Origin of the sequence: Micromonospora sp. NPDC050695 (assembly GCF_040654415.1) — a bacterium.
GTDB lineage: Bacteria > Actinomycetota > Actinomycetes > Mycobacteriales > Micromonosporaceae > Micromonospora.
On the sequence record NZ_JBFAHZ010000014.1, the window covers coordinates 1 to 17,753 of the forward strand.

Annotated in this window: 24 protein-coding genes; 17 read left to right on the top strand and 7 right to left on the bottom strand. The window is 68.9% G+C overall.

All coding sequences use genetic code 11. The annotated features are described in order from the left end of the window. Positions 1-545: 545 nt before the first annotated feature. Positions 546-1,718, bottom strand: a complete 1,173-nt coding sequence (locus AB0H52_RS13255; RefSeq protein ID WP_151488307.1) for a serine hydrolase domain-containing protein — start codon at positions 1,716-1,718, stop codon at positions 546-548. Between the two features lie 135 nt (positions 1,719-1,853). Next, positions 1,854-2,033 (bottom strand): hypothetical protein, encoded by a 180-nt coding sequence (locus AB0H52_RS13260; RefSeq protein WP_192580136.1) that lies wholly within the window; start codon positions 2,031-2,033, stop codon positions 1,854-1,856. A 40-nt stretch (positions 2,034-2,073) separates the two neighbouring features. On the opposite strand from AB0H52_RS13260, the gene AB0H52_RS13265 reads away from it, so the two are divergent. Next, complete coding sequence (locus tag AB0H52_RS13265) at positions 2,074-2,562, top strand: helix-turn-helix domain-containing protein (protein WP_255473640.1); 489 nt, start codon at positions 2,074-2,076, stop codon at positions 2,560-2,562. A 63-nt stretch (positions 2,563-2,625) separates the two neighbouring features. On the opposite strand, the gene AB0H52_RS13270 is transcribed toward AB0H52_RS13265, so the two are convergent. The 3 genes from AB0H52_RS13270 to AB0H52_RS13280 form a co-directional block, all read right to left on the bottom strand. After that, positions 2,626-3,504, bottom strand: a complete 879-nt coding sequence (locus AB0H52_RS13270; protein WP_357947184.1) for a hypothetical protein — start codon at positions 3,502-3,504, stop codon at positions 2,626-2,628. 44 nt (positions 3,505-3,548) lie between these two features. Further along, positions 3,549-4,268, bottom strand: a complete 720-nt coding sequence (locus tag AB0H52_RS13275) for a hypothetical protein (protein ID WP_357947187.1) — start codon at positions 4,266-4,268, stop codon at positions 3,549-3,551. A 90-nt stretch (positions 4,269-4,358) separates the two neighbouring features. Continuing rightward, positions 4,359-7,112: a BTAD domain-containing putative transcriptional regulator gene (locus AB0H52_RS13280; RefSeq protein WP_357947190.1), complete on the bottom strand. Its 2,754-nt coding sequence runs from the start codon at positions 7,110-7,112 to the stop codon at positions 4,359-4,361. Positions 7,113-7,491: 379 nt separating this feature from the next. Here AB0H52_RS13280 and AB0H52_RS13285 point away from each other — a divergent pair, with 379 nt between their 5' ends. After that, positions 7,492-8,850: a site-specific integrase gene (locus AB0H52_RS13285; RefSeq protein WP_357947193.1), complete on the top strand. Its 1,359-nt coding sequence runs from the start codon at positions 7,492-7,494 to the stop codon at positions 8,848-8,850. Here AB0H52_RS13285 and AB0H52_RS13290 read toward each other — a convergent pair. Beyond that, a complete protein-coding gene (locus AB0H52_RS13290; protein WP_357947196.1) occupies positions 8,847-9,329 on the bottom strand; it encodes a hypothetical protein in 483 nt (160 codons plus the stop codon). The two genes, AB0H52_RS13285 and AB0H52_RS13290, sit on opposite strands and share 4 nt — an antisense overlap. Before the next feature lie 117 nt (positions 9,330-9,446). Between AB0H52_RS13290 and AB0H52_RS13295 the strand changes: the two genes are divergently transcribed. From AB0H52_RS13295 to AB0H52_RS13365, 15 genes are all read left to right on the top strand, one after another. After that, a complete protein-coding gene (locus tag AB0H52_RS13295; RefSeq protein WP_357947199.1) occupies positions 9,447-9,731 on the top strand; it encodes a helix-turn-helix transcriptional regulator in 285 nt (94 codons plus the stop codon). Further along, entirely contained in the window at positions 9,731-10,084 is a 354-nt protein-coding gene (locus AB0H52_RS13300) for a hypothetical protein (protein ID WP_357947202.1), read from the top strand. Before AB0H52_RS13295 ends, AB0H52_RS13300 begins: the two co-directional genes overlap by 1 nt. A gap of 111 nt (positions 10,085-10,195) precedes the next feature. Beyond that, complete coding sequence (locus tag AB0H52_RS13305; protein WP_357947205.1) at positions 10,196-10,477, top strand: hypothetical protein; 282 nt, start codon at positions 10,196-10,198, stop codon at positions 10,475-10,477. Continuing rightward, positions 10,477-12,333, top strand: a complete 1,857-nt coding sequence (locus AB0H52_RS13310; protein ID WP_357947208.1) for a DNA cytosine methyltransferase — start codon at positions 10,477-10,479, stop codon at positions 12,331-12,333. Before AB0H52_RS13305 ends, AB0H52_RS13310 begins: the two co-directional genes overlap by 1 nt. Then, complete coding sequence (locus AB0H52_RS13315) at positions 12,330-12,506, top strand: hypothetical protein (protein ID WP_357947211.1); 177 nt, start codon at positions 12,330-12,332, stop codon at positions 12,504-12,506. The genes AB0H52_RS13310 and AB0H52_RS13315 overlap by 4 nt, the downstream gene beginning before the upstream one ends. After that, a complete protein-coding gene (locus tag AB0H52_RS13320; protein ID WP_357947214.1) occupies positions 12,503-13,795 on the top strand; it encodes a DEAD/DEAH box helicase in 1,293 nt (430 codons plus the stop codon). The genes AB0H52_RS13315 and AB0H52_RS13320 overlap by 4 nt, the downstream gene beginning before the upstream one ends. Next, a complete protein-coding gene (locus AB0H52_RS13325; RefSeq protein WP_357947217.1) occupies positions 13,792-14,685 on the top strand; it encodes a site-specific DNA-methyltransferase in 894 nt (297 codons plus the stop codon). Before AB0H52_RS13320 ends, AB0H52_RS13325 begins: the two co-directional genes overlap by 4 nt. Then, on the top strand, positions 14,682-14,897 hold the full coding sequence (locus AB0H52_RS13330; RefSeq protein ID WP_357947220.1) for a hypothetical protein: 216 nt from the start codon (positions 14,682-14,684) through the stop codon (positions 14,895-14,897). Before AB0H52_RS13325 ends, AB0H52_RS13330 begins: the two co-directional genes overlap by 4 nt. 211 nt (positions 14,898-15,108) lie before the next feature. After that, the gene (locus tag AB0H52_RS13335; RefSeq protein WP_357947223.1) at positions 15,109-15,480 is read left to right on the top strand and encodes a hypothetical protein; all 372 of its coding nucleotides are present in this window, start codon (positions 15,109-15,111) and stop codon (positions 15,478-15,480) included. 24 nt (positions 15,481-15,504) lie between these two features. Beyond that, the gene (locus tag AB0H52_RS13340; protein WP_357947226.1) at positions 15,505-15,852 is read left to right on the top strand and encodes a hypothetical protein; all 348 of its coding nucleotides are present in this window, start codon (positions 15,505-15,507) and stop codon (positions 15,850-15,852) included. Further along, positions 15,852-16,244, top strand: coding sequence for a hypothetical protein (locus AB0H52_RS13345; protein ID WP_357947229.1), 393 nt, complete (start codon positions 15,852-15,854; stop codon positions 16,242-16,244). Before AB0H52_RS13340 ends, AB0H52_RS13345 begins: the two co-directional genes overlap by 1 nt. A 13-nt stretch (positions 16,245-16,257) precedes the next feature. Then, positions 16,258-16,515, top strand: a complete 258-nt coding sequence (locus tag AB0H52_RS13350; RefSeq protein ID WP_357947232.1) for a hypothetical protein — start codon at positions 16,258-16,260, stop codon at positions 16,513-16,515. Then, a complete protein-coding gene (locus tag AB0H52_RS13355) occupies positions 16,512-16,802 on the top strand; it encodes a hypothetical protein (protein WP_357947235.1) in 291 nt (96 codons plus the stop codon). Before AB0H52_RS13350 ends, AB0H52_RS13355 begins: the two co-directional genes overlap by 4 nt. Next, positions 16,795-16,986, top strand: coding sequence for a hypothetical protein (locus tag AB0H52_RS13360; RefSeq protein ID WP_357947238.1), 192 nt, complete (start codon positions 16,795-16,797; stop codon positions 16,984-16,986). Before AB0H52_RS13355 ends, AB0H52_RS13360 begins: the two co-directional genes overlap by 8 nt. Beyond that, positions 16,983-17,372 (top strand): hypothetical protein, encoded by a 390-nt coding sequence (locus AB0H52_RS13365; protein ID WP_357947241.1) that lies wholly within the window; start codon positions 16,983-16,985, stop codon positions 17,370-17,372. Before AB0H52_RS13360 ends, AB0H52_RS13365 begins: the two co-directional genes overlap by 4 nt. A gap of 5 nt (positions 17,373-17,377) precedes the next feature. On the opposite strand, the gene AB0H52_RS13370 is transcribed toward AB0H52_RS13365, so the two are convergent. Next, positions 17,378-17,626, bottom strand: coding sequence for a type II toxin-antitoxin system Phd/YefM family antitoxin (locus AB0H52_RS13370; protein ID WP_357947244.1), 249 nt, complete (start codon positions 17,624-17,626; stop codon positions 17,378-17,380). Positions 17,627-17,753: the final 127 nt, after the last annotated feature.

Sequence of the window (17,753 nt, forward strand, 5' to 3'; positions counted from 1 at the left end):
AACCCACCGACCACGACACCCACTGGCGCAACTGGCGACGCCGCCACCAAGCCCGAGCACGCTGGTTCCACCAACGCACCCGACTCAACCGAGACCATGCCCTGGCCAACTAGCAAATGGCGGCTGCCGTACTAGCCGGGCATCCGTGAGCTGGCTCGAATGGCCGGAGAATGCACCACCCCTCACGGGCTGCCCCGACCGCCCGTCTTGCGGCTCGGAAATATGTATTTGTGTGGCCGCACCAGAGAGTCAACCTGAATGAAACTGACAACGTGATCTTCGATGGTTACGGCAATCACCGCATCGGCTCCTACGACAACGTGCTCACGTCTGCCTACATCAACCATTAGCCGCTGGCGCGGTGAGTCGTTGATGCACGGTACGTAGTGGGCGACGGATTCGAGGATCTGGTCGCGGCCCTTGGTTCAGGTTGGGGCCGAGGGTCGTCGTCTCCAGTCCTCGATCCAGTCGCCGGATGTCACTGCTTGAGCGGGCACCTTGCGCTCTCTTGTTGGTCAGCTCCCCGAGCCAACGCTCGGCCAGGTTTACTGGTCGGTGCCGCACAGCGCCGTGTCGACGCTCTTGTTCACCTCGCTCAGCATCTGCTCGCTGGTCGGTAGGCCGGTCACGGCCACGACGGCGCTCCGGCCGTCCCGGGTGGCGAGGTTGCGGGTCTCGAAGCCCTGGATGTCGCCGCCGTGACCCCAAGCGTCGCCGCCGCAGGGCAACGCGTGCCGGGCGATGCCCAGCCCGTACGCGTACTCGCCGGTCGGTTCGAAGCCGGGCGCGGGCACGGTCGCCATCATGGCCGCCTGCTGCGCCGGCTTGAGCAGCCTGCCGCCCACGAGCGCCTCGAAGAAGGTCCGCAGTTCGTCCGGGGTCGAGACCAGTTGGCCGGCGGACCAGCCCAGGGACGGGTCCATGTCGGTGACGTCCACCCACGGGGCGTCCGGAGCCACCCGGACGTGGCCGCGCGGATGGGTGCCCCGCAGGCGCTGTTCCCCGACGCCCGGCCAGTAGGTGTCGCGCAGTCCGAGCGGTGTGATGATGCGGCTGGTGATCTCCTCTCCGATCGGGCGTTCGGTGACCTGCTCGACGATGAGCCCGGCGAGGATGTAGTTGGTGTTGCTGTACTCCCACTTCGCCCCGGGCGCGAAGTGCGGGGCAGTCGTGAGTGCGGCGTCCACCAGGCGGCGCGGCTGGTAGTACGAGTGGGTCTTGTCGACGAGATCCTGCGGCTCGGTGAACAGCACGTCGTCGTAGTCGGGCAGGCCGCTCGTCTGCTGCAGGAGCTGTCGTACCGTGATCTTCCTGCCGTCGTTGCCGTTGTCACGCACGACGCCGGGCAGGTAGTGCTCGACAGTGGCGTCCAGGTCGATGCGGCCCTCGCCCACCAATTGCAGGACGACCACCGCGGTGAAGGTCTTGGTGTTGCTGCCGATGCGGACCTGGCCGTTCCGGGGAACCGGGCCGGCGGTGTAGTCGCGGACCCGCCCGTTGGTCCCCCGAACGGAGGCGAGCGCGCCGGGGAAGCCGTCCTCGCTGACCAGACGGTCCAGTCGCCGCTGGACGGCGTCCCGCGGGGCGACATGCCGGCTGGTCGCGTCGGCGGCGGACGCGGAGGGGGCGGTCACGGTGGCGACGACGACGGCCAACGCGCCGGCCGCCACCCTCCAGGTCCGGCGGCGGCGGGCGGAATCGCTCACGTTCAGGGGCATTGTCGCTCCTCGGATCGGCATCGGGCTGGACACCGTCAACGGTGCAAGAAGTCCGATACAGGGACGATCCCGCCTGCTGCCGTCCTGCGGTACAGCCTGCGCTACCCCCGGCCCGCGTGGACCCTCGGGGCGCGCTCAGTACCGGGTGGCGTTGTCCAGTCCGAACGACACCGGGCTCGGCCGGCCGTCGACCGTCGCGCCCGCGAAGGCGAGCCTCGGCGCGAGGTAGCGGTTGTTGTCGGCCGGGAAGTTCAGCGTCGGTGCCGACACCTCGTCGAGTCGTGCCGTCTGCTCCGGGGACAACCGCACGTCCACCGCGTCCAGGTTCGCCCTGAGCGGCGAGCTGCTCGACGCGGTGGTGCGGCTGCTGCGCCTGCTCGACCGTCCCGACGACCAGCGTGTGCTGTGGGCGGGGCTGGAACGCGAGCTGGTCTGGCGGTTGCTGACCGGCGAGCAACGCGGCACCGTCCGGCAGATCGGGCTGGCCGACGGCAACGTCGTGCAGATCGAGCGTGCGATCCGCTGGATCCGCGAGCACCACGCCGACCTGTTCCGTGTCGAGGACGTGGCGCGCGTCGCCGGAATGAGCGTGACCTCGCTACACCGCCACTTCCGGGCGGTCACGACGATGACGCCGATCCAGTTCCAGAAGGTGGTTCGCCTACAGCAGGCGCGGGCCCGGCTGCTGGCCGAGCCCGGTGACGTGGCGGCCGTCGGCTTCGCGGTCGGCTACGAGAGCGCGTCGCAGTTCAGTCGCGAATACCGGCGGCTGTTCGGGCTGCCGCCGGGCCAGGACGCGGCCCGCCTCTCCCGGCTCGACCCGGCGCAGCTCGCCGATGTGTGAGGGCGCATCCCGCTCCGCGCCGGCCGGGAAGATCGACGCGGAGCGGGATCGTCGGCCTACCGCCTAGAACCCGCCCCACGGCTTGGCCGCGCACTTCCAGGTCTTTCCGTCGTTGTGCGAGACGCAGACCACGACGATCTTCCCGAGGATGGGAAGCCCGAGGGTGAAGATGTGGATCCTCGTCTTCAGATAGGGGACGCCCGACTTTTCGGCGACGTCGCCCAGCGCCCATTCGGGGTCCGGTCCCTCCACTGTCGCCACCCGGCGCAGCGAGTCGACCTCCCCGCCGTCGAGGAGCGTCTCCATCTCCTCCGCCGAGGGCTCGCCGTCACCGGTCAACGTCTCCACCGCGTACGGCCCCTCGGCGGCGGCGTTGTTGGCCTTCTCGAAGGCCGCCTTCATCCCGCCTAGCGTGGTGCCGCCGCCGAGGTCCAGGGTGAGAGTCTGGTCGCCGCGACGCGACAGGACGCATTCCCAGAAGGACTTGCCCGAGGCCATGCACATGGTCAGGCACCACTCCCGGCCGTCCGGCGTGGACGAGGCGAAGAGCAGGGAGGACGTCGGGGTGTCACCCCTGCCGTCGTACACGCCGTCGGCGAGGTCGGCCATGGTCGTGTCGAGGATGTCCCGGCCGCCGGACATCGCGCCCAGGACCGTGACGCCGTCGACCTCTCTGCCGGCGACGAGCGCGTCGAGCTGGTCGACGGTGAGGTTCCGGCCACCGGTGTCGACCGCCAGCACCGTGTCCAGATCGCCGACGGGCCGGCCGGTCAGGTCCTCGAACTGGTGGAGCATGCTCCCCGGAGCGCCGGGCTGGTCGGTGATCGTCGTCCGGGCCTGATCCTCGGCGGCCTGGGACGGCGCGTACGAAGCGGTCAGCCCGACGATCAGTGCCGCGGTGACGATGGTGACGCGCCTGGTGATGTCCCGCAGAGCTGTCATGCTGTCCTCATTTCGATGATCGGGTGTCGGCGGGGTCGGACGGGCTACCAGCGGCACGTGACGATGTCGCCCACGATGTTCGGGGACCCCCAGTCGCAGTGGTCGTCGATCCATTCACCGACGTCGCTGATCGTGTCCACGATCCAGGCGAACACCGACTTGATCGCGCCCCAGAGACTGAAGTAGACGACCGTCGTCTCGGGCAGCCCACCGGCCTCGTCGATGACGTCCTTCGTCGACATGGCGGCATTCGGCTTCTCGATGATGTCCAGCACGCGTACGCCGGTGTCGTCCTTGCCGGCCAGCAGTGCCTCGACCTGCTCCGGGGTCCGCTCCTTGCCGTCGTCGACCGCCACGATCGCGCGGTCGATCGTCACCGCCGGGCTGCCGGTGACGGCCCGGGCGATGGCGGCGATCTCGCCCAGCGTGAGGTCGTTGCCGAGAGCGGGGCCGGTGAATCGGCGCACCGAGACGGCGCCCGACGGATCGATCCGGATCGCGTCGGCCGCGATCAGGTCGTCCGCCCCGAACGGCTCCCAGGCAAACGTCCACTGCCCGCCGACGCAACGGAACTGGCCGTACATCCGCCCCTCGGGCTCGGTCCCGGTGCGGACGACCTCACCACGGTCGTCGACGTACTGGACGACACAGTCGGTGCCTCTGGTCGGCGGTTCGTCGGTCTGGGCCACGGCGGCGGAGGACATGGCCAGCACCGTCCCGCTGACCACCCCGATCACCGCGAGGCGGCGTGCCAAGCGACTCATCGAACGCTCCATTCCTCGAAGGAACCTGGTGCCCGAAGAGTGCCGGGGTGCGCTGAAGCGGCCCGGAAACCGCGCTGAAAGCGGGGAGCGTCAGCGCAGCCTGGTGGCGTCGAGCTGTGCGAGGTCGGCGCGGATCGAGTCGGCGTCGGCGTCGCCGAGGTCGTCGAGGATGCTCAGGGCACGACGCCACGCCGCGCGGGTGGCGCCGAGGTCGGCGAGGGCCCGGTGGCTGCCGCCGAGATTGACGTACGTGCTGGCCTCGGCGTAGCGGTCGTTGACCTGGGTGAAGAGTTCGAGCGCGTGCTCGTAGCAGGCGATCGCCCGCCGGTCGTCGCCGAGCTGGTGATGGGCGTGGCCGAGGCTGTCCCAGGTGTCGGCCTGCCCCTGCACGTCGTCCACCTCCTGGAGCATCGTCAGCGCCTCGCCGCACGACTCGAGGGCACGGTGGTAGTTGCCGAGCAGCGCTTCCTGCCAACCGACCGCGTTGAGGGTGTACCCCTGCCCGGCCCGGTTGCCGGTCCGCTGAAACAGGGCCAGCGCCCGCCGGGAATGCTCGAGTGCCTCGTGGTACCGCCCCTGACGCTCGGCCAACTGACCGCGGTTGAGGCAGGTGTGTGCCCGCCCGGCGTCGTCGCCGACGTCGGTGAACAGGTCGAGCGCGCGCCGCAGGTGGTCGTCGGCCTCGTCGTGGCGGCGGAGCCGGGAGCAGGCGAGACCGAGGCTGCGGTGGGCGTGGCCCTGCCCGGCCCGATCCCCGATGCGGGACGCGGCGGCGAGAGCGATGCGTTGCGTGCCGAGCCAGTCCTGCCAGTGCCCCTGCCGGTGCAGGAAGCCGCCCATCGTCCAGGCGAGCCGCCAGGCGTGGCCCTCGAACCCGGACCGCGCCGCGAGCGGTACCGCGGCGAGCAGGACGGGGATCTCGGCGGTGAACCACGCCGTGGCGGCCGACCGGCTCCTGGGGTGCTCCGGCGTCACACCCGCCCGTGATGGCGAGAGGCTGATCTCGCTGAAGTGCGGGTGCAGTGCGAGGTCGGCGGCGTGCGCGGTGTGCAGGCAGTGATCGAGCAGCCGGTGGATGGCGTCGCGGCGGTCGGCCGGTGACTCCGCCTCGTCGGCGAGGGTGCCGGCGTACGCCCGCAGCAGGTCGTGGAACGCGTGGCGCCCGTACGCGTGCTCGGTGAGGAGGTTCGCCCGGGTCAGCTCGGTGAGCAGGGGGCCGATCGTCTGCGGCGGGACGCCGGCCAGGCTGGCCACGGCCGGGGTGGAGACGTCCGGGCCGGGATGCAGGCTCAGCAACCGGAACAGCCGCAGCGCGGGTGGGCTGAGCGTCCGGCACGACCAGGAGAAGACCGCCCGTACGTCGGTGGCTTCGTCGCCGCCGTGGAAGGCGTCCAGGTTGCCCAGCTCACCGGCGACCGCCGCCAGCGGGAGGTGCCGGTTGGTGGCGGCTCTGGCCGCGACGATGGCCAGGGCGATGGGCAGCCGCGCACACCGGTCGGCGATGTCGTCGGCCGCGGCGGGCTCGGCGGCGACCTGCCGGGCCCCGAGCCGGCGGACCAGCATGTCGCGGGCCTCGCCGCGGCTCAGCAGATCGAGGATCACCGGTTGGGCGCTCTCGGTGACGACCAGCGGGATGAGCTGGTCGCGGCTGGTGACGATGGCGAGGCAGTCGGGTGAACCGGGCAGCAGCGGCCGGACCTGTTCCGCGTCGCGCGCGTTGTCCAGCACCACCAGGAGGCGCTTGCCCGCCACCGTCGTGCGGTACAGGCTCACCATCAGGTCCTCGTCGCTCGGCATCCGTGCCGCCGGCACACCGAGCGCCTCCAGGAATCCGTGCAGCGCTCGCGCCGGTTCGGTCGGGGTGGCCGCCGGGTCGAAGCCGCGCAGGTTGACGTAGAGCTGCCCATCGGGAAAACGGCCGGCCGCGCGGTGCGCCCAGTGCACGGCGAGCGCGGTCTTGCCGACGCCCGCGGTGCCCGACACCACCACGGCGCCGCCCCGGTCCACGAGCGCGTCGAGGGCGGCCAGCTCCGCGTCGCGTCCGGTGAACGTCGGTACGGCGGGAGGCAACTGTGCCGCCACCACCCGTGCCGCCGTGGCCGGGGTGGGCGCGTCGATCGCGGTGTCCTGACGCAGGATGGCGCTCTGCAGGTCCCGCAGCCGTGGGCTCGGGTCGATGCCGAGGTTGTCACGGAGGGCGTCACGCAGCCGCCGGTAGGTGGCGACCGCTTCGCCCTGTCGGCCGTCGCGGTACAGGGCGAGCATCAGTTGCGCGTGCAGATGCTCGTCGAAGGGTTGCTGCCGGACGAGCCGTTCCAATCCGGGGACGAGCCGGGCGTGCTCGCCGACGGACAACCGGGCCTCGGCGAGCGCCCGTTCAGCCTCCAACCGCAGGCGTGCCAGGTGGTCCGCCTGTTCCTCCAGCCAGGCGGACCCGGCCACGTCGGCCAGCGGCGGTCCACGCCACAGTGCCACCGCCGCCGTCAGGTGGGCCACCCGCTCGGTCCGATCCGCCGTGCGCCGGGCCAGGTCGAGGAGGTGCTCGGCGGCCTGGACGTCGGTGGATACCGGCCCGGTGTCGAGCACGTAACCGGGCTGGCGCGCCACGATCGATCCGGGCTCGCCGAGCAACGCGCGCAGGTGCGAGATGTGGCGTTGCAGCGTGTTTGCGGCGGTGGCCGGTGGATGTTCACCCCAGACCACGTCGACGAGCTGGTCGACGCTCACGACCCGGCCCACGTGCAGCGCCAACGTCGCCAGCACCGCCTTGCGGCGCAGGCCGTTCACCGCCTGCGGGGTGTCGGTGACGACCACCTCCACCGGCCCGAGCAGCCTGACGCGCACGCCCGTACCTGCCGTCGACATCACCGGATCAGGCTAGATCCGGGGCCGGGCACCCTCGCTGTGTTCGTCGCGCACTGGACACGACGCCGGAGCTGCCGGGTGGCCGGCAGGGTCCACGCCGCGGCCACGACATCCCCAGTGCCTGCGCTTCCGCAGCCTTGCACCCCTCCGTTTGGATATCTGTCTCGAGTGGGGCGGGCGGGACTCGAACCCGCGACCGAGGGATTATGAGTGCTCCATACGTCAAAGCCTCTACCTGCCCGTACGTGCCCTGACCTGCGGTCAGACGTAACCAACTCGACCAGCCTTGACCAAACGCAACCCGAAAATGCCCATCGCGTGCACCCACGGGTGCACCGGAGCCGCTACCGTATCGGCCATGGCGAACATTGAACCCCGTGGCGGCGGCTGGCGGTTGAAGTGGCGCCTCGGCGGACGCCGCGACGGCGCCCCACAGTCCCTCACCTTCTTACCCCCTCCGGGCGACGATCCGGCGGCCACCTACCAAGACGTTCTCGCGGCGAAAGCGATCGTCGAGGCGCGCCTGCACGGCATGACTCGGGAGCAGTTGCGCCGCGCGCTCTGGGGTGACGCCGACTCCGCCCGACCGCTGGGCATTCCCACCTTCGGCGAGTGGGTAGCCATGTGGGAGACGGACCGGCGTAAGACCGGCGACGTCCAGAAGGACACCCTCGATCGGTATGTACAGGTGCTCGAACAGCGGGCCATGCCGATGCTGCGGCACATGCACCTGACCGAGATCACGCAGGACACAATCCGCGACTGGGTGGCGTTCATGCGGGAGAAGCAGCGAGCCCACCGCACGGCGAAGAACCCTGATGGTCGCCCGCTGTCACCGCAGACGATCCGCCGCGCGCACGCCATCTTGCATCAGTGCCTCAGTCAGGCGGTCCCCCGCTATCTGCCGGCCAACCCGGCGGCCCGGGTGGGTGGGTCGAGCCGTCACGCGGTGGGTTTGCCGAAGGTAACCGTTCATGAGGCGGTGTTCTTGGAGCCGTGGGAGATCGACCGGGTGTTGAGTAACTGCTCTGACCGGATCCACGACCTGGCGTTCACCCTTGTACGGACCGGCCTTCGGTTGGGCGAGGCCGTGGTGTTGCGCCGCGAGGACGTCGTACTGAACGGCAAGAAGCCGCACATCAAGGTGCGGCGGGCGTTGAAACCCGATGGGGAGATCGGCCCGCCGAAGACGGCGAAGTCACGTCGGGAGGTGACGATCTCACCGGAGCTGGTGGAGGTGCTGGCCGCCCGAGCGTCCGGCAAGACCAGCGACGGATTGCTGTTTCCCGCCCCGCACGCCGGGAAGGTTCGCCGCAAGGGTGACCCGCCCGCCCGGGATGTGTGGGAGCCCAACAATCTACGAATGCGGTACTGGCTGCCGGCCGTCGCCGCTGCCCAACGCTGCGAGGCGCATCCACCGCCGACACCGGAGAAGCCGGCACGGGGTCCGGTACGCAAGCTCAGGATAGACGAGGTGTCACGGTGTACGTGTGACGGCAGGCTGAACCGGATTCCTCGAATCCACGACCTGCGGCACACGCACGTAAGTCTGCTCGTCGAGGCGGGCTGGCTGCCGAAGCGGGTGCAGCTGCGGGTGGGACACGCGTCGTTCAAAATCACGATGGACGTGTACGGGCACCTGTGGGACCTGGGCGACGATGACCGCCTGTCGGCGATGGAGCGGTTGTTGGCGACCGCAGCGGACGAGGCGGCCTAGCTGACGTTGCGGCTGTCTTCGGCGCGGACCGCTTCACGGATGGCGGCGATCTGGTCGAGCTGGCTTTGCGCCCATGCCCGTAGGTGCGGTGCCCGGTTGGGATTGTCTCGGATGGTTCTCAGCTCGGCTTCGGCGTCAACGTATCGGTCTGTGCTGGTGTCGGGTTGGGTCGTGGCGGGGATGGGTTCGCCGCCGCCGAGGATGCGGCTGATGCTGCCCGGCTCCCATCGGAGCGCTTGTTCAAGTCCGCCGAGGATGTGGGCGCGGTAGTTGCGCTGCATGGCGCCTTCGATGAGTCGCATGGTGGCTACGGATGGCCCGCCTGCGGCTTGGACTTGCCCTTGGGTCATGCCGAGTTCGGTGCGCCGTCGGGTGACGTGCTCACCGAGTCGCTGCCAGGTGTCGTGATCTAGCGCCATGGCGCACATCTTCTCTGACAGGTCATGACAGGTCCAGCTCCCCAGCAGGCCGATATTCATGTGCGCGAGTATCCCTGACCCTACCCTCCGTGGCTACCCGGTCGGATGACCAACTCTCACCCAAAAAGCTAGCGCTACATACTTGCTTCCTGTCGCTACCTGTCATTAGATAGTGGCATGGCAGAACCACTTCCCCCTCAGGTAAGCCTGAGAATCTTCCGGGAGTTCGTCGGCCTCACACTTCAGCAGGTCGCCGAAGCCGTTCGTGAACAGGGCGTGCCGATCACCGCCGACGGCCTCAACAACGTTGAGCTTGGCCGTAAGCCCGGCAGTGAAGCCCTCATGCTTGCTGTCGCCCGCGCGCTCAACATCAAGCGCCTGCACATCCGACAGGCCGCCGACATCTGCGAGTGGGTCGACGCCGTCAGGCATACACAAGGCACCAAGGCCAAGGCCGCCTGATGACGCTTCCCGTCGGCGCACCCAACGACCTGGCCAAGCTGCTGTCCGCAGTTCTCGATCACCTGGCGGCCGAAGACCGCACGAAGGTGTTCACCCTCGCCGAGGTAGCCGAGCAGACCGGCATGTCTCTGCGGCTGATCGAGAAGGACTGCCGAGCGGGCCGCGTCCGCCATGTGCATCGCGGCCAGCTTCGCGGTATGACTCGGGCGCACATCGCCGAACTGGTCGAACGCCACACGGAAGGCCCCGGCGTCGAGCACCAGACCGAGACGCAGAAGGCGGCTGCGGCTCGTCAGCGGTCGGCTGAGTTCAACGCCGCCCGCTCGGCTCGCGCTGGGAAGCGTGCCGCATGACCCGCCGCACGCTCCCCGCCAAGACCTGAAAAAGCTGAACGCCCGCCGGGGCCCACCGGCGAGCGTTCGCTGCTCTGCCACCACAACCGATCCGAGCAAAGGACATCGGTCATGACGACGACGCAAGTAGAGCACACCATCCTCCGAACGGTTGACACCGCCACCCGCCTACTGCCCGGCCCGTCGGATGACGCGGCGTGGACGGCGGAGAAGTTCGCGGAGATCGCACGCGTGGACCTGGGGGCGCACATGCTCGCCCACCCGGTGCCGCAGCACGGCTGCCCGTACGGGGGGTGCGCCGGGGTTGAGGTCGCCTACCGCGAACGGTCCGCAGAGCTGAGCTGGATCGAGGACGCCCGGGTGTCGCCGGTCCGGCACGAGGTGCACGCCTGATGCGCACAAACACCCGCCGCGTCGCCGAACACCGGCCCGCCACCCGACGCCGACGGTTCGCCCACGACGACCTGGTTGCAGTGGACCTCTTCTCGGGGTTCGGCGGGCTCACTCGGGGCATCGAGATGGCCGGATTCACCACGATCATGGCCGCGAACCACAACCGGTACAAGGTGCAGGTGCACGAGGCGAACCACCCGGACGCCGAGCACTGGATCGCCGACCTGGTCGACCCCGAGTCCGCCGATTACCACTCGGCCCGGGACCTTCCGCCCGCCGATCTACTCGTTGCCGGCGTCAGCTGCGTCAACCACTCGCAGGCAAACACGAAGAAGGCTTACGCCCAGCGGATGAGCCTGTTCGACCTCGACGACCCGGAGTTCGAGGAACGGGTCACCCGCTCCGAGCGGGACCGGGCGACGGCGAACTGTGTGTTGCACTATGCCGCCGAGCACCACCCGCGCATGATCCTCGTCGAGTGCACGACCGAGTTGACGTCGTGGGGTCCGGCCATTCCCGGGCGGGCGAAGGTCGGCGACGGGTCCACCTACCGGTGGTGGCTCAAGCAGTTCGACAAGCTGAACTACCGGCACAAGGTGCTGTACCTGAACTCGATGTTCTTCGGGGTCAGCCAATCCCGGAACCGCTACTACTGCGCATTCTGGGACAAGAGCCTGCCCGCTCCGGACTTGGAGCACCGTCCGGCGTCGTGGTGCGGCCACTGCTCGGAGATCGTGCCTGCGGTGTGGTCGTGGAAGACGGGCCTCCCACCGACCGGCTCGGTGAACTACGGGAAGCAGTACAACTACCGGTGCCCGCGCTGCCGCAACGAGGTCATCCCGCCGATGAGCCCGTCGCTCAACGCGCTCGACCTCACTAACCTTGGCACCCGCATTGGAGACCGCGAGAGGCCGCTACAGCCCGCGACGACGGCCCGCGCTGAGCGTTGCCGGCAGCGGTTCGCGGAGTTCCCCGCCATCCTCATGCCCGCGAAGGCGGTGCGTGGTGCGGAGCGGCACCCCTGGCAGCCAATGGCCACCCAGACCAGCCAGCAGGAAACGGCGATCCTGTCGACCGGCGTACCCGGTTCGACGGCGCTGCTCGCACCGCCGGTCGCGGTCACGGGTCAGGTGTTTGCTGCGCACCGGCACAACGGTGACGGCAAGCACGTCAGCCAGCCGATGGACACCGTCACGAGCACGCATGAGAAGGCGATGCTGTTCGCTGCGGTCAACAACTACCAGGGTGCCCCTCGCGGTGTGCATGACTCGTTGCCGACGCAGGGCGGCTCGGAAACTCTCAGCCTGCTGTCTGCGGGCGTGGTCCCGTTCCGCCGGAACACGGTCCCGACGGTGCACACCGAGGCGATGCCGACGGTGACGTCAGGTCAGACCCCCGGGGTGCTCACCGCGGTTGGTGTGTTGCAGAAGAACGAGGGTGTGGACCGGCGGGTGTTCCCGGTCAGCGACCCGTTGCGCGCGGTGGTGGCGTCTTCGACCAATCAGGGCCTGTTGTTCTCCGGCTGGCATCAACCGGCTGCGCCCATTCCTCACCCCACGTTCGATCCGCTGGGTGGGTCGTCGACCCGTACCGCGTCGCCCGCCCTGGCGGCGGAGTGGCGCGCCGCGCTCGCTGAGCTGAGCCTTGATGACTGCTATTTCCGGATGCTCGGCCCGCACGAGGTGGGCCGGGGCTGCGGTTTCGACGTCGACTTTCCCGACTATCAGGGCAGCTTCCAGGTGTGGGGTTCCGCCCGGGACCAGGTGGACGGGTTCGGTAATGCTGTCTCGCCGCAGGTGGGCGAATGGATTGCGAAGCGGCTGCGGGCTGCTCTGCACAGCGAGGTGGCGGCGTGACCGCCGGGGTGTTGCGGCTGGTGTCGGCGGATGGCCGGCAGGTGCAGATGCCGTTCGGTGCGGGCGAGTTGCCGGCGGCTGAGCGTGTGCGGGACCTGTTTCGGGCAGAAGAGTCGGTGCGGGTGGGCCGGCGCCGGGTGGAAATCGTCGTTGAGGGCGGTGACGCCGCGTGAGCACCTACGCAGAATTTCTCGCACGCAAGAGTCGCCGCGCCGGCCTGCTCGGTACATCGTGCGCCACCAGCGACGTCAACCCCATGCTTCACGACTGGCAGGCGAGCATCGTCGCATGGGCTGTCCGTAAGGGTCGGGCTGCGATCTGGGCTGACACTGGCCTTGGAAAGACGTTCATGCAGACCGAGTGGGCTCGCCTGTCGGGTGGGCGGGCGTTGATCGTTGCTCCCTTGGCGGTGTGCCAGCAGACGGTGCGTGAGGCGGCGAAGCTCGGCGTGGCCGCCCGTTACGTCCGGACGGATGACGGCCTGCCGGGCGTCATGGTTACCAACTACGAGATGGCCCTGCGATTCGACCCGGCTGCGATTGACGCCGTGGTGCTCGATGAAGCGTCGATCCTCAAGCAGTCCGACGGGAAGATGCGCACCGCCCTCATCGGCCACTTCGCGTCCGTCCCGGCACGTCTGGCGTGCACTGCCACCCCGGCACCGAACGACCCTGAGGAACTGACCAATCAGGCCGAGTTCCTGGGTGTGATGCCTCGGGTGGAGATGCTGGCCGCGTACTTCATCCACGACGACGCCGGGTGGCGGTTGAAGGGTCACGCCCGGGAACCCATGTACAGGTGGATGACGTCGTGGGCGGTGGCGTTGCGCCGCCCCTCGGACATCGGTTACGCCGACGCCGGCTACTCGCTGCCACCGCTGGACATCATCGCCGAGCCGGTGCACGTGGACATTCCCGCGCCGGAGGGCCAGCTGTTCGCCGCCGACCTTGGCGGTGTGGGCGGCCGGGCCAGCGTGCGCAAGCAGACGTTGGCGGAGCGAGTCGAACGAGCCGCCCAGTTGGTCGCCGCTGAGCCTGATGAACCGTGGGTGTTGTGGTGCGGGCTGAACGCGGAGGCCGAAGCCTTGGCCGCTGCGATTCCCGGGGCGGTGAACGTTGCCGGCAACTGGGCCCCGGAGGACAAGGCGAAAGCGTTCCTCGACTTCGCTGACGGCCGTATCCGATACGTGATCACCAAGCCGAGCATGGCGGCTTACGGGCTGAACTGGCAGCACTGCGCCCGGATGGCGTTCGTGGGTCTTGGCGACTCGTGGGAGCAGTACTACCAGGCTGTGCGCCGCTGCTGGCGGTACGGCCAAACCCGGCCGGTTCGTGCGCACGTGGTGCTGTCCCCGCTTGAGGGGCAGATCGCGCAGAACGTGGCCCGAAAGGAGCGCGAAGTTTCGCGCCTTGTTGACGGACTTGTGGCCGCGATGCGGCAGGAATGGCAGGTGGCTGCATGAGCGACTACATCACCGACGATGCGCATGGCGACAACTTCCGACTGATGCTCGGCGATTCGTGTGAGCGGCTGGCCGAGCTGGGCGCGGACAGCGTCGACTTCTCGGTGTGCTCGCCCCCGTTCGCGTCGCTGTACACGTACTCCCCGAGTGACCGGGACTTGGGGAACTGCGCCAGCCGTGGCGACTTCTTGGAGCACTACGGCTTCATCATCCGGGAGCAGTTGCGGGTGACGAAGCCGGGGCGTATCGCTGCGGTGCACGTGGCGGACCTGCCGACGACGAAGGGTGTGCACGGGGTTATCGGCCTCACCGACTTCTCGGGCGAGGTGGTTCGGGCGTTTGTTGACGCCGGCTGGATTTATCACGGCCGGGTGACGGTGGACAAGGACCCGCAGGTGCAGGCGCTGCGCACGAAGGCGCAGGCGTTGATGTTCACGACGCTGCACCGGGATTCGTCGAAGACCCGGCCGGCACTCCCGGACTATCTGCTGCTGTTCCGTAAGCCGGGTGAGAATGCGGTCCCGATCCGGGGTGACGTGGACAACGACACCTGGATTCAGTGGGCTCGGCCGGTGTGGCACGGCATCCGGGAGTCGAACACCCTCAACGTCCAGGTGGCCCGGGATCAGGCCGATGAGCGGCACATCTGCCCGTTGCAGCTGGATCTGATTGAGCGGTGTGTCCGCCTGTGGTCGAACCCGGGTGAGCTGGTGTTGTCGCCGTTCGCTGGGATCGGGTCCGAGGGCTACGTGGCGTTGGAGCAAGGCCGCCTGTTCGTTGGATGCGAGTTGAAGCCGTCCTACTGGCGGGTGGCTGCGGCGAATCTGCGTGACGCGGAGGCGAAGGCGTCGGCGCCGACGTTGCTGGACGGCTTAGTTGGTGTCGCGTGACTCGCCGTCTGGTGCGCCGGTTCGCGGCGGCGAGCACGGCCGCGCTGGTGGCGGCTGTGGCGTTCGTGTTGACGACTGCCGCGCTGGCCGACCTGCAATGGGATCCGCAGTTGGCGGTGGTGACGGCGTTGGGTGCGGTGTTTGTGCCGCAGTCGCTGGTGCTGTCGATGCTGCTGCCCGCCCGGCGGCCTGCTGGTGGCGGGGTGCGGTGACCGCGATGGCTGATGCCCCTGCCAGCTACGAGTGTGGTGGCCCGTGTGTGAACTGTTCAGAGCCGATTGTGCGGCTGGTGGTGGCGGGTTCGGGTCCGTCGCGGTGGCTGCACACCCCGAACCGCTTGAACTGTTTGAGCCCGTTCCGGGAGGTCACTGACCGGGTTGCCACCCCACGCCCGGCGTGGCCGCGCGTTCCGGCGGTGGCGTCGTGAACGTCCGTCTCGCCTGGTTCGCCGCCGTGCCCCTGTTCACGGCCGCCGCAGCCCTGATCTACGCCGGGCATCCGATGGTCGCCGCCGTCCTGCTGATGGGCGTGTCGTATCTGGCAGGTCGGTGGGATCGCCGCCGTGACTGCGAGGCCGCACGCGCCGAGGTGGAGCGGTGGCAGGCCGAGGCTGACCGGGCGCGCGATGAGCTGATCTTTCACCACAACCGCCGGCACGCCGACCTGCACGGCGACGACACCCGCATGGTGCCTGACCTGCGGGACCGCCGCGACTGGGCGCAGCTCGACCGCAAACCCGACACCACCACGGCGCAGGGCACCTCACAGCCCCACGCCAGCACCACGAATCCCTGACCGTCCCTTCGAAGGGAGCCACTCATGTTTCTGTCGTCTCTGTTGTCCGGCATGTTGCAGTTCGCAACCCGCCGCAGTGTCGCCCCCAACGAGGCATCTGCCCTCCCCCCGGCACCGGCTGTCGCCGACCTGCTCGACAACGCGCGTGTCCTGCCGGCGATGGGCCGCGCCCGCGTGCCGCTGAAGAACATGCCTCGGGTGTGGGAGGTGGCAAAGGGGGTCGATGGGCCGACGGAGCGGCTGATCCGGCCGGGCGACCCGGGCGTCAACGCTGGTGCCAGCTACGTCCGCCCTGACGGTGTGATCGGCCGAGCTCGCCCCTCCGACGCCAACCAGATGCCGGCCCGGTTCACACGGCAGCAGGTGGCCTGATGGACGTCCTGCTGCTTGAGCTTGCGAAGGCCCTGATCTGGGCTTTGGGTGGCTTCGCCGGTGGCGTGGCGGTCGTCTTGTGGCGTCAGGACCGGGCGGAAGCCGCCCGGGATGACGCGCGGGCGAATGAGCAGCTTGACGAGCTGCGCGCCCGTCTCTCGGCACCGCCCATGGTTGAGCTGCCAACGGTGCCCGTGTTGGACCCGAAACGCACGGTGAACGACATTTTCGACCGGGTGGCGCGCGGTGCCGCCCCGGTGAACCGCCCGTTCGATGAGCAGATCCGCGACCGCAACGACGTGCTGCATTGGCTGGCGCAGCCCGTCCCGCCCAGCGATGAACCGACGACGTTGCTGTCCCGTCCGGTGGAGTCGGGGGCGCATCGTGCCTGAGCAGGTGTTGATTGTGGTCACCCCCCTGTTGGTGATGCAGGTGTTCGCGGCGTTGCTGCTGCTGGTGTCGGTGGCGTTCCTGGGCGGTGTGGTGGCGATGCGTCCGCCGCGTCCGCCGGAGCCGGTTGTGGCGGATTCGCCGGAGTCGGTGGTGACGGTGGAGTTGCCGCGCCGGTCTGGTCCACGCACGACGTCGACGATTCACGCCCCGCAGTACCGCCGGTCGGATGACGACACGATCGTCATTGAGCGGGCGGGTGCACGCCGGTGATCGCCGACGTGCAGTGGATCGACCCGGGCGTGGTCGGGTTTGTGTCCGGCGGTGTGCTGATCGTGTGCGCGGCCGGCTTGTTGTGGCTGCTGCTGTCGGGGCGGCGCGCTGACGCTGAGGCGGTCGCCGAGGTCACGCCGGCGGCGGGTGTGGTGCCGGTGCCTCAGCGGTGGCATCCGTCGCAGGGTCCACGCTGTGAGCCGGTGACGGAGCTGCTGCCCCGGTGCGCGGATCAGCCTGACGCGACGGTGTTCATTCCCTCGCAGCGGGCGGTGGGCCGTGGCTGACGACAGCGTGCAGTTCGCGATCATCCTGCACCACGGCGACCGATCCGGGGTTCAAGGCGCATGGGGTCCATACCCCTCTGTCGTTGCCGCCGAAGAAGCGTTGCAGCACCTCAAGTCGTGGCCGATGGACGGCCTGTGGGAGATCCAACGGTTGCTGCCACCGATCGGCGGCAAGCGGCCGTGAGCTTCAAGACGAGGACCTGCTTCGAGATCGTCTGCGACGGCGGCTGCATCGACCCGTGGGACGGGGAGGACGGCGGCGTCCCCCACTTCGACACGGCACAGAAGGCAACCGAGTACGCCGAGTATCGCGGCTGGCTGGTCGCCGACGGCCGGGCATTGTGCTCGCACTGCGCCGCGAAGGCCACGTGCGAGGCGACCGGGCACCAGTGGGATGAGTGGTACGACGTCAGCCGGGACGGTGTTGAGGCACGGCAGCGATCGTGTGATCGCTGCGGGGAGTCTGACTACGACCCGCCGTTCGAGGTGCTGTACCCGAAGTTTCAGGCGCTGCGGGATGCGGAAGAGATCGTGCGGGCTGCTGCGGCCGGGGCGGGTGAGCCGTCGTGACGTGCCTACAGCTCGGTCGGGTCGCCGTCCTGCTCCCGGTACCGCTTGTAGTCCTCGACCGGCACCAGAACGCCCATGTCCGCGCCGTGTCGTGTGACGACGGTGTGCAGCTTCTCTTCGGCGGCCTTTCTGAGGACTTCACCGAAGGTCTTACGGGCGTTTTCCACGCTCAGCCGCTGCATCTTCGCCACGGCGGGATCGTACAGCTTTTCGGCAGAACTTCCGTGAGGGCTGCCGCGCGACTCGGTTTTCATACAAAACTCCTTGGGAAGTCTGCTAGAAAGTTTGTAAGGAACAGGGTAGGGTTGGGGGTGTCAGGAGGTCAACCAGACCCCCACACGACAGACGTCCCGGCGGTACGGCACCCGCAGGCATCAAGCC